General features: G+C 53.7%; 9 protein-coding genes. 7 read left to right on the top strand and 2 right to left on the bottom strand.

Annotated elements, in window-relative coordinates; genetic code table 11:
- The first annotated feature begins 7 nt into the window (after positions 1–7).
- Positions 8–1,813, top strand: coding sequence for an ABC transporter transmembrane domain-containing protein (locus ACTZWV_RS09935; protein ID WP_444786395.1), 1,806 nt, complete (start codon positions 8–10; stop codon positions 1,811–1,813).
- Positions 1,814–1,845: 32 nt separating this feature from the next.
- Here ACTZWV_RS09935 and ACTZWV_RS09930 read toward each other — a convergent pair whose 3' ends face one another.
- Together ACTZWV_RS09930 and ACTZWV_RS09925 are read right to left on the bottom strand one after the other, a co-directional pair.
- Positions 1,846–4,431, bottom strand: a complete 2,586-nt coding sequence (locus tag ACTZWV_RS09930; protein WP_444786394.1) for a chemotaxis protein CheB — start codon at positions 4,429–4,431, stop codon at positions 1,846–1,848.
- A complete protein-coding gene (locus ACTZWV_RS09925; RefSeq protein WP_444786393.1) occupies positions 4,428–5,042 on the bottom strand; it encodes a PAS domain-containing protein in 615 nt (204 codons plus the stop codon). Before ACTZWV_RS09925 ends, ACTZWV_RS09930 begins: the two co-directional genes overlap by 4 nt.
- 239 nt (positions 5,043–5,281) lie before the next feature.
- On the opposite strand from ACTZWV_RS09925, the gene ACTZWV_RS09920 reads away from it, so the two are divergent.
- The 6 genes from ACTZWV_RS09920 to ACTZWV_RS09895 all read left to right on the top strand — a co-directional run bounded on the left by ACTZWV_RS09920 (position 5,282) and on the right by ACTZWV_RS09895 (position 11,325).
- Entirely contained in the window at positions 5,282–6,241 is a 960-nt protein-coding gene (locus tag ACTZWV_RS09920) for a GlxA family transcriptional regulator (protein WP_444786392.1), read from the top strand.
- A 182-nt stretch (positions 6,242–6,423) separates the two neighbouring features.
- The gene (locus ACTZWV_RS09915) at positions 6,424–7,746 is read left to right on the top strand and encodes a PP2C family protein-serine/threonine phosphatase (RefSeq protein WP_444786391.1); all 1,323 of its coding nucleotides are present in this window, start codon (positions 6,424–6,426) and stop codon (positions 7,744–7,746) included.
- A 38-nt stretch (positions 7,747–7,784) separates the two neighbouring features.
- Positions 7,785–8,294, top strand: a complete 510-nt coding sequence (locus ACTZWV_RS09910; RefSeq protein WP_444786390.1) for an STAS domain-containing protein — start codon at positions 7,785–7,787, stop codon at positions 8,292–8,294.
- A 73-nt stretch (positions 8,295–8,367) separates the two neighbouring features.
- Positions 8,368–8,832, top strand: coding sequence for a VOC family protein (locus ACTZWV_RS09905; RefSeq protein ID WP_444786389.1), 465 nt, complete (start codon positions 8,368–8,370; stop codon positions 8,830–8,832).
- A gap of 37 nt (positions 8,833–8,869) precedes the next feature.
- Positions 8,870–11,101, top strand: a complete 2,232-nt coding sequence (locus ACTZWV_RS09900; RefSeq protein WP_444786388.1) for an amidohydrolase family protein — start codon at positions 8,870–8,872, stop codon at positions 11,099–11,101.
- Between the two features lie 62 nt (positions 11,102–11,163).
- Positions 11,164–11,325 carry a hypothetical protein gene (locus tag ACTZWV_RS09895; RefSeq protein ID WP_444786387.1) on the top strand — a complete coding sequence of 54 codons (162 nt, stop codon included), beginning with the start codon at positions 11,164–11,166 and terminating at the stop codon, positions 11,323–11,325.
- Positions 11,326–11,455: the final 130 nt, after the last annotated feature.

The following is an 11,455-nucleotide window of genomic DNA, read 5'->3' as shown; positions in this document are numbered from 1 at the left end:
ACAGGCTATGACTGATAAAACCCCGCACCTCGCTGTACCATCTAACGTAGCAGTGTCAGCAGAAATAACGCTATCCCCGCAAATAGCCGTGCTGCCCTGGTTGGGCAGTTTTTTACGCCCATACCGCAACCGCGTAATGCTGGCAGTGTTGTTTTTGCTGATAGGCTCACTCAGCTGGCTGGCACTGGGCCAGGGCGTGCGCCTGCTGGTAGATGATGGCTTTGTTGCCGGCAACGCCGCCAGGTTAAACCAAATTACGCTGGCTATTTTGCTGGTGTGTGCGCTGGCCGCTGCTGCGGTATTTTGCCGCTTTTATTTAATGACCTGGCTGGGTGAGCGGGTAAGTGCCGATATCCGCAATCGGGTGTATCAACATATGCTGAAGCTGTCGCCGGCGTTTTATAGCCAGATGCGCACCGGCGAAGTCATTTCGCGTTTTACCGCTGACACCACCTTATTGCAAAGTGTGGTGGGCTCCAGCTTGTCGATGGCGCTGCGCTCGGCGGTAACCGCTATCGGCGGTTTGCTGATGATGGCGCTAACCAGCTTTAAAATGACCGGTTTAGTGCTGCTGGCGGTACCGCTGGTGCTGCTGCCGATTATTGTGCTGGGTCGTAAGGTACGCAGTTTATCCCGCGCCAGCCAGGACAGGTTGGCCGATGTCGGCGCTTATGTGGATGAAAGCCTGCATGAAATACACACTGTGCAGGCGTACGGCCATGAAGCGCAAGATCAACAGCTGTTTGCCGATCGGATTGAACAGGTAATGCAGGCGGCAAAACAGCGTATTTTTTACCGCTCGCTGCTGATTGCCGCAGTCATGCTGCTAAGCATCAGTGCTATGGTGTTGATAAGCTGGGTTGGCGCCCGTGATGTGATGGCCGGTGCGGTCAGTGCCGGCGAGCTGACGGCCTTTATGTTTTATGCCGTTATGGTAGCCGGCAGCGCCGCCACCATCAGCGAGGTAATAGGCGATATTCAGCGTGCAGCAGGCGCTACCGAGCGCTTAATTGAGCTTGCTACAGCGCCGGTAGAGATCCGCTCTCCGGCACAGCCGTTAAGCCTGAACACCCCGGTTGCCGGTGCGCTGAGCATCCGCCAGCTTAGTTTTGCCTATCCGCTGGCGCCGGATAAAACCGTGCTTACGCAGCTTAATGTCGACATTAAACCCGGCGAGCGCGTTGCGCTGGTGGGGCCCAGCGGTGGCGGTAAAACCACCTTGTTTCAGTTGCTGCAACGCTTTTACCAACCCACAGCCGGGCAGATCACGTTGGATGGTGTGGATATCAGCGCGCTGGATTTAGCGGTATTGCGCGCCCGGTTTGCCCTGGTGCCGCAGGAGTCGGTGATTTTTGCTACTTCAGTGCTGGAAAATGTGCGTTATGGCCGGCCTGATGCGACAGAGCAAGAGGTTATTGCTGCCTGTATTGCGGCGCGGGCGGATGGTTTTATTCGTGAGTTTAGTGACGACTACGCTACCCAGTTAGGCGAGCGCGGTGTACGTTTATCCGGTGGCCAAAAGCAACGTATTGCCATTGCCCGCGCCATTTTAGCTGACCGGCCGGTACTGTTGCTGGATGAGGCCACCAGCGCGCTGGATGCCGTTAATGAGCAACAGGTGCAACAGGCGCTGGATTATTTAATGCAAGGCAAAACCACGCTGATTATTGCCCACCGCTTAGCCACGGTAATAAATGCCGATCGTATTTTACTGCTGGAGCAGGGCCGGTTAGTGGCCAGCGGCACGCATCAGCAACTGTTGCAAAGCAGTCCATTATATCAACAATTAGCGCAGCTACAGCTGTTAAACTGATACTGGCGGTTTTATCCGTACACTTGTGGCCGTTAGCTGCGCGATTTTTCGCGCAGTGCGGCTTCGAGCTTTTTCGTCGCACTGATATCCACCAGGGTGATCACCACGCCGTCTATCACATTATCCAGCCGCCGGTACGGCATAATACGCACCGAAAACCAGCGCTCGTCGGTGGTGGGAATTTGTTTTTCGCTGAATTTAAGTGTGCGCAAGGTGTCCAGTGCATCCTCGTGTAAGGCGGGATACTGCAGGCTGCTGGTTAAGTCGCTCAGTGGCCGGCCCAAATCGCTTTCCCGCAGGTTAATAATATTCGCCGCGCGGTCGGTATAGCGGCGCACGTTTAATTGCTGATCTAAAAACAAAATCGCAATTTCAACGCTGTTAAGCGTATTTTGCAAATCGCTTTGCGCCAATGCCAGGTCATCCAGCTTAGCCTGCAATTCGGTATTAATGGTTTGCAGCTCTTCATTCATCGACTGCATTTCTTCTTTCGAGGTGGTCAGCTCTTCATTAGTGGACTGCAGCTCTTCATTGGTCGATTGTAACTCTTCGTTACTTGACTGCAGCTCTTCTTTGGAAGTGCGGGTTTCTTCACGTAAAGTTTGAATTTCATCCAGGTATTGTTGCTGTATGGCCGCCAGCGAAAAATCCATGTCGCTTGCTGCATCTGTCTGTTGCGACGCGGCAACATCGCGAAACACCACCATTGTCATGCCCTGCAGCGCAGCCGGCTCCTGCAGCGCCTGTACCGTCACATCCACCTGCATGCTGTTGTCTGCGCCAGACAGCGGCAAGCGGTGTAATTGCAGCGGCGCTGCTTTAGTTTCGGCTTGTTGTAGTGCTAAAGCCAGCGGCGCGCGCAGCCCTTCGCGTACCATCGCATGGAAATTCCAGTTCGCTTTACCGGCGGCCGGCTCCAGGTATTTACCGGTGCGGCCACTGATATAAACAATATCACCGGCGTTGTTCAGTACCACAGCCGCCGGGGCATACACCTGTAGCAGTACCTGATCGGCTGCCGTTTGCAGATTGTCCGGCGCTGGCGAAGGGGTTTTCTGACTGGGCACCGGATGCTCCTTAGCAAGGGTTGATAAAGGCGGAAACGAGTGTACCGGCAGGTTGCGCACGCTATGTGCCAGCGGATCCTTACGCGAGTACAGCCGTAACCTGGCCTGTAATGGTTGAAATAAATTCTGGCTGCGGCCAATGGTTTCCGAGCTGCCCAGCAACAAGATGCCGTTAGGGCGCAGGCTGTAATGTAACAGCGGCAGTAACTTACGCTGCAGCAGGGTATCAAAATAGATCAGCAGGTTGCGACAAATAATTAAATCCTGCCGCGTAAAGGGCGGGTCGAGTATCACATCATGTTGCGCAAACAATACCATGTCGCGGATATGCTGCTTAATTTGGTAATAGCTGTCATGGCGGATAAAAAACTGCTGCAGCTGCTCTGCACTGACATGCTCACTGATCGCCAGCGGGTATTGGCCACGCCGTGCCCGGGCAATCGCATCCGGGCTGAGATCAGAGGCGAAAATTTTTAAACTGAAACGGCGCAGTTGCGGTTGTTGCTGCAACAATTGGCAAAATGTGATGGCCAGTGAATAAGCCTCTTCGCCGGTAGAGCAGCCAATACACCAGGCACGCAGGGCTGTTTCGCTGCTGTGTTGCAGCAGTGCCGGCAGGGCGCTGTCGGTCAGATAATCCCACACCGCAGTGTCACGGAAAAATTGCGTTACGCCAATCAGCAGCTCTTTAAACAGTAAATCGTTTTCCTGCGGATTGTCGGCGAGAAAATCGGCATAGTGCTGCATGCTATCAAGATTGTGAATCGCCATGCGCCGCTCAATGCGTCGCTGCAAGGTGCTGGTTTTATACAGCGAGAAATCGTGCCGGGTATGGCTTTGCAACCGGGTGATGATCTGCTGCAGCGCACTGTCAGGTGCCGGCTGCTGTGCCGCGTTTTCTATTTGGGCAGCCATCTGCGCCGCTAACGGCTGCACTGTATTAAACGGCATTTGCGCCATAGCAGATAAGATCCGTGCCGGCAGTTCAGCTGCTTCTGCAATAATATCAACACCGCCGCCGGCAATAGCGCCTTGCGGCATCGAGTCAAATTGCGCCGACCCGGGTTGTTGCACGGCAACCAGGCCGCCGGCAGCTTTAATGGCCTGAGACCCTAAAGTGCCGTCGTTGCCCATGCCGGATAAAATCACGCCGATAGCATTCTCAGCCAGGGTATCGGCAAGCGATTGGAATAAGATATTTACCGGCAGACGCAAACCGCGCGCCTCTGTCGGTTTAGTCAGTTTTAAGGCGCCATTATGTACCCTGAGCTCGGTATTGGGCGGGATCACATAAATCTGGTTGGCGTTTACCTGCATGCCTTGGGTCGCCTGTTGCACCTTCATGGCGGTGGCACGCTGTAACAGCTCTGCCAGCATGGCTTTTTGTGTCGGGTCCAGATGCTGCACTATTATCCACGCCAGCCCGGTGTCCACCGGCGTGTGTGATAAGAACTGCTCCAGCGGCTGTAAACCGCCGGCAGAGGCGCCAATACCGACTATGGCTTTGGGCGGGGTAGCCGCTACGGCTTTGGTTGAGCTGGCAGTGCTCACGTTAGCATAATCAATATAGCGTTATGATCCGGGCTCAGCTGTGCGCTCAGGCGCAAAGTGCGTGCTGCTGCCGCGTCGGTGCTCAGCATCAGCGTCGCGCTTTGTTGCTTGCGTTGCACCCGGGCCAGGGTAGCGCTAAGCATTGGCCGGCATGTCGCGCTAAACAGCGATAACACTGAGCGGCCACACAGTTGTTCCGTCAGCTGCGCAGGTTGAAGTTCTGCATGGTTAGCAACCAGGTGGGCAAATAAGTCTGTCGCAGCAGCATTGGCGGCGCTAATCATGCCGTCAAGGCTGAGAATAAAACAGCCTGCCGGCGCCAGTTCAAAGAACTGGCGGTAGCAAGCAAGTTCGTGATTACACTCGCGCTCATTCTGTTGCAGTTGCTCCAGCTGCAAATCCAGCTCTACCTGATGAATTTGCAATTCATGTAGTAATTTCAGGCCGTCACCGGCAGTAGTGGCCACACTACTAAGCCGGTAAAGCACGCCCAGCGCATCGGCACTTGCGGTAAAAGCATTGCTTAACTGCGCCGTACCTGAACGAAGCTGCTGTTCAGCTTGTTGGCGCAGCGGCGCGGCTATGTGCGACGGAATGATCGGATCAGACATACAAACCTGCATTAACGTTACAGTGTGCTGCAGTATAGGCTTATTAGCGCACAGGAGACACTGAATACCTGCGCTGGCTTAGTGAAAATCTGCTGTTTCCGGGGACAGTTGCGTAGCGTGATTGCCGGGAGTGCTTAGCTATTTAGTTTGCAACTTTGGCCGAAATGGTGAATTTAATGTCCTGCCGGCCATAATGTAATTTGTTAGAGTAAAGAAAAATCCCTATTTCAGAGGCCACTATGGTTACTGTTGGTATTGTTATTTACCCGGACATTCAGGCGCTGGATCTTGCCGGCGCCCTGGATTGTTTTGGCCAGGCGAATCAGGAGCTAATCAGCGGCGGGCGCGAACCTTACTACCAACTGTGTACTGTTGGGCTCAGCCGCGACAGCATCAGTGCTGAGAATGGCTTACAGCTAAGCGCCGGCTACGCGCTGGATGATTGTCCGGCACTGGATTATCTGGTGATCCCGGGTGGTGCCGGCGCCAGAGTGCTGAGCAGTAATCCGCGGTTTATCAGTTGGCTACAGCAGCGTGCAGTTAAGGCGGATAAGATTTTGTCTATCTGCACCGGTGCCTATCTGCTGGCGCACAGTGGTCTGTCGGATGGCCAACCGTTGGCAACGCATTGGCGTTTTGCTGCTGATTTACAAGCAAAATACCCCAAGGTACAGGTTAGTTCAGCGGCCTTATATGTTAATGCCGGTAAGTTTTACTCCTCCGGCGGTATGACGGCCGGTATTGACTTATGCCTGGCGGTGATTGAGCAGGACCTGGGCGTGGCAGTGGCCCAGGCCGTAGCGCAGGAGTTGGTGATGTACCTACGCCGCAGTGGTGATCAATCACAATATGCCAGCCCGCTAAAAATCCAACACAGCGCCGAACAGCGCTTTATTCAGTTACAGCATTGGCTGCTGGAGAACTTAGCGCAACCGCTGACTGTGGCCGATATGGCAGCGCAGGTAGCACTGAGTGAACGTCAGTTTCGCCGTGTGTTTCGCGCCCGTTTTGCGATGGCGCCGGTGCAATACCTGCAGCAACTGCGGTTGGATAAAGCCCGCAGCTTGTTGTTGTGCGACGGCTATAGCCTGCAGCGCATCTGTAATGCGGTGGGGATCAATGAACCACGCAGCCTGGTCCGCTTATTTAATTCTGCCTTTGGCTGCACGCCAGGCCAGTACAAACGGCACTTTAGTTAACACTGAGCCAATTCAAACGAGGCTGCTTTTAAAAGCGCTGTGGGATTTTGAGTTTAACCCTAAGCGACAGCATCAGCATGTCTATCTGTACCATACGTTGGGCATCTTAACCGACAGGCAGCTATAGTTATGCTACTTAGCTGATAGCTGCGTGCGCAGACTGTAATGTGAAGGAATGCCCTATGCCGCAGGACTTTGATGGCCAGCACAATTCTGCAGCGGATGAAAATGTGTTGGTGTTTGCTGCTGATACTGAAGCTACCGACGAGCAATATGACAGCTGGACGGTGCTGATTGTCGATGATGACGTTGAGATCCATCAGATCACCAGGCTGGCACTGCGTGATTTTAATTTCCAACAGCACAAGCTTAATTTTATCAGTGCTTACAGTGCTGCTGAGGCAAGGGATATTCTGGCGGCAAAGCATGATATTGCGCTGATCCTGCTGGATGTGGTGATGGAAACCGATGATGCCGGCCTGACGTTAGTACGCTATATTCGCGAAACTTTACACAACGCTCTGGTACGGATTATTTTGCGCACCGGCCAGCCCGGGCAGGCGCCCGAGCAGCGTGTGGTGCAGGATTATGACATTAACGACTATCGCGCCAAAACCGAGCTGACGGTGCAGCGCCTTACCACAACCGTGGTATCAGCGTTACGGGCGTTTACCGCTATCGAGCAATTAGCCAGGCTAAATGACAACCTGGAGCAGCAGGTGCAGGCCAGAACAGAGCAGCTGCAACAGAGTAATCAACAGTTGCAGCAATCTCTGGCTGAGCTGGAAGCTGGTGAGCGCGCCGGCAAGCAGGTACAGTTTAAAATGCTGCCGCCGCAAGATTTTAACTGCGCGGATTATCACTTCAGCCACGCCTTGTATCCGTCGGAATTTATGAGTGGTGATTTTGTCGACTATTTTGCTGCCGATGAACACAAAGTCGTGTTTTATATTGCCGACGTGTCAGGCCATGGCGTGGCATCAGCCTTTGTTACGGTGTACTTAAAACGCTTTATCAGTGCCAACCTGGAGCGTTACCGGCGCGGCAGTTCAGCTATGCTGACTGATCCGGCAGCACTACTGGTGGCGCTAAACTCAGAATTGCTGCAGGAAAAAATCGGCAAATACATCGCACTGTTTTATGCCGTGCTGGATACCCGTAGCGGTGAAATAACTTTCGCCAATGCCGGCGCTTTTCCCTGGCCGTTGTTGTTGCAGGGGCAAGACGCCGGTTATCTACCGTTAAAAAGCACACCGGTGGGGATGTTTGACTTTGCCGCTTACGCTAATCGAAGCATGCAACTGCAACCTGACAGCAGCTTGTTATTATTTTCTGATGGTATGTTAGATATACTGCCGCAACAAAGCACTGAACAAAAACTGCAACATTTGCTGCAAAGCAGCCAGCAACACAGTGACATAGCTGCACTGCTGCAGGCACTGAATATCGATCCGGCTCAGCCATTGCCGGACGATTTAACTATACTTAAATTGTCACGGCATTAGCTTATACGGCATAAGCGGAAAGAGCAGCGGAGCAGATGATGAGTAAGGATCCTATGACAGAGCAGGAGCAAATCCTGTTTGCCTGTATTGATAACTGCTGTTACTTCAAATTACGCGGCGAGCTGCGCTACACCAATGCTACCGGTATGGATGATTTGGTAGAGCGGCTGTTCCGGCAACAACCGGATTGCAACCAGGTGGTGGTCGATTTAAACGAAGCCAGCTTTATGGACAGCACCTATATTGGCCTGTTGGCCAGCCTGGCGCGTTATTGCCAGCAGCAACAATTGCCGCGGCCCGCCTTGTTTTCTACCCATGCTGAAGTTAACGCGTTGCTGTTTAGCCTCTGCCTGGATCAGGCGTTTGATATTATTCAACAGCCTACTCAGCATGCTGTCGATATGGTACCGGTATCTGCACAGCACTATAGCGAGCAGCAACAAGGCCTGATGATCCTGCGCGCGCATGAAGCACTGATTGCGCTGAACGACAGTAATAAATCGCAGTTTCAACCGGTGGTCGATTTACTGAAACAGCAGTTAGAATGAACCGGCAAGCCGTCTGTCGCCAGCTATACTAAAACCGCTTTTAATTTCCATTAACTACAGCAAGGAGAGAATAATGTCTAAGGTTCAGGCTATTCCGGCAGGTTATGCAGCAGTGCTGCCTTATCTGGTAATCAAAAATGCAGCAGCGGCACTGGATTTTTATCAAAACGCTTTTGGCGCAGAAACCATAATGCGCATGGATATGCCCGGCGGTGCGGTAATGCATGCCGAAATGCGCATTGGCAGTGCGGTATTTATGCTGAGTGAGCAAAGCGATGACTGGGGCAACAAAAGCCCGGATATGTTGGGCGACAGCCCGGTAACGCTGATGGTATATGTGCCCGATGTTGATGCCTTTGTTGAGCGCGCTGTTGCTGCCGGCGCTAAATTAACTATGGCGGTGGCGGACCAGTTTTATGGTGATCGCAGCGGCTGTTTGTTGGACCCGTTTGGCCACCGCTGGATGATTTCTACCCATATTGAAGATGTGTCTGAGCAGGAAATGGCAAAACGCGCGGCGCAGATGTTTGGCCAGTGATACAGTGTAAAGCAGGACTTTTGGCCGCGGAGCAAAGATGAAAAAGCAATTTTGGGCACTGGTATCCTTGTTGGCAGCAACGGTTATGGTGCTGGCCGCCTGCGTCAGTAGCGACACAACTGCGCCGCAGGCAAGCAGTGCAGCTCAGCTGTTACGGCTGGACTATGTCAGCAGTATCGACAACAGCAACCGGCAGTATTTTGTCTATTTACCGGCCGGCTATCAGCAAAACAGTGATAGAAAATGGCCGCTGATGCTGTTTTTACATGGTAATGGCGAACGCGGTAACGGCCTGGATGAGCTGGATTACACCTTAATCCATGGGCCTTTGTATGAAGCCTGGGTGCAAAAGCGCGATCTGCCGTTCATTATCGTGGTGCCACAGCTACAGATGTTTGCTATGGGCCAACTGCCTTATATAGCTAACCGCTCGCCGGCGGATATTCCCAAGCGCTTAACAGATGGCGTTCCGCCACGGCCGGATATGTTTCCATCCACCAGGCCCATTGCACCGGCTGAGCCGGTAAGCGATATGAGCACAATACCGCCGCTGCTACCCGACGGTTGGGAGCGCGCAGAGCAAGACCTGCTGGCCATACTGCAAAACGTGCAGGCGAGCTACAACACCGACGCCAGCCGCTTATATTTAACCGGTATCAGTTATGGCGGCTTTGGCAGCTGGTTTATGGCCAGTAAGCACCCGCAGTTATTCGCCGCTGTGGCGCCGGTAGTCGGTTGGGGCCATCCGGATTTAATGCCGCCTATCGCCAGGGCGCAAACGCCGCTGTGGGTATTTGCCGCCGGGCGTGATTCGGCTATTAATAAAAACTACTTTTACCCCGGCATTGAAACCCTGCGCCAGCTGGGCCACAGCAAGGTACGTTTTAGCATGCTGGAGCAGGCCGAACATGACGCCTGGCGCCAGGTATATGCCGGCCAGGACTTGTACAGCTGGCTGCTGGCGCAGCAAAAACCATCGGCCGACGCAGCCATTACCGTGTTCGATCAGGTGCACGTGTTGCCAATGGACTCAGAGCAGGTACTGCGTAATCAGCGCGTACTGGTGCAGGGCGATCGCATTATGGCCGTGGGGCCGGCGGCTGAGCTGGCAGTGCCAGAGGGCGCGACTGTGATTGACGGCGCGGGCCGTTACCTGATGCCTGGCTTGGCTGAAATGCATGGCCATGTACCGCCGCTGGCCGATTTTAGCGGCATGCCGGCGCGTTATTTAGATGATGTATTAACACTGTATCTGGCCGGTGGCGTTACCACAGTGCGCGGTATGCTGGGGCATGATCAGCAATTGCGCTTAAAAGAGGATATTGCCGGTGGCAAACGGCTGGGGCCTACGTTATATCTGGCCGGGCCCAGTTTTAATCAGCATACGGTAACCTCAGCAGAGCAAGCGCGTGAGCGGGTGCGCCAGCATAAACAGGAAGGCTGGGACTTACTAAAAATTCACCCGGGTTTAAGCCTGGAGCAGTATCAGGCGATAGCCGATGAAGCCAACAAGCAAGGCATCGACTTTGCCGGCCATGTGCCGGAAGACGTCGGTATTGAGCAGGCTATTTTGCTCGGCAGCCGTACCATTGATCATCTGGATGGGTATATGGCAGCGTTGGGCGGTTTTGATAAAGCGCTGACTGCTGCCGATATGGCTCCGTTGGTGGCGCTGACTAAAGCCAACAATGTGGCCGTAGTGCCTACCCAGGCGTTGTGGGAAACCATTATCGGCGCTTCAGATGCCACTCAGTTGCAACGCTATGACGAGTTGAAATATATGCCGGCGCGGGTAATTTCCGGCTGGCAGCGTTATCTGCAGCAACCCGCTGGCGCTTACTACAGTGGCGACACTGCGGCGTTACATGCACAAAACCGCCAGCGCCTGCTGCGGGCGTTAAATGACGCTGATGTCACTATCTTAATGGGTACCGACGCGCCGCAACTATATAGTGTACCGGGCCTGTCGCTGCGCCGTGAACTACCAAAAATGGCGGCAGCGGGCATCAGTAACTACGACATTTTACGCAGTGGTACTGTACTGGTAGGCGAGTATTTTGCCGATAAAGACCGCTTTGGTCAGGTAAAAGCCGGCCAGCGCGCTGATTTACTGTTGGTAGAGGGTAACCCTTTGGATGACTTATCTGTGCTGTATCAGCCGGCCGGCGTAATGGTGCGCGGCCAATGGCTAAGCCGGGCAACGCTGGATAGCAAATTGGCCGATATCGCCGCAGCGCGGCTGGCCGAAAACAGTTCAGCGGCTAAGTAGTTAATACCTAAGTAATCGCATAGCAGCGGCGAAATGCCGCCATACCGCTGGCGCTAAAGCGAATGACACGCGAGTCCGGCTCGCGGCAGCAATTGCAGCATCAGGCAGCGCAGCAGCAAGGCCGCAGCGGTTTGTTTGCCCACTACCGGCTACGCGTTGCAACTGTGATGCGCGACTATGGTTTAAACGATCGCCGGCAAGCGCCTGAGTTTATTTCTCTGTAACGGCAAGCCAGTCATTTACCTAAATGTTGCAGGGCGTGTATTGGCGTGCCCTGTGTTTTTCTGCTCATTAGTCAAATAGCGCAATAGTTGGTTTAACTCCGCGTAGTCAGGTGCTGCACTGGTATTGGCA

The organism is Rheinheimera sp. NSM (genome assembly GCF_052380015.1).
GTDB lineage: Bacteria > Pseudomonadota > Gammaproteobacteria > Enterobacterales > Alteromonadaceae > Alishewanella.
This window is presented reverse-complemented; position numbering and strand designations above follow the sequence as displayed.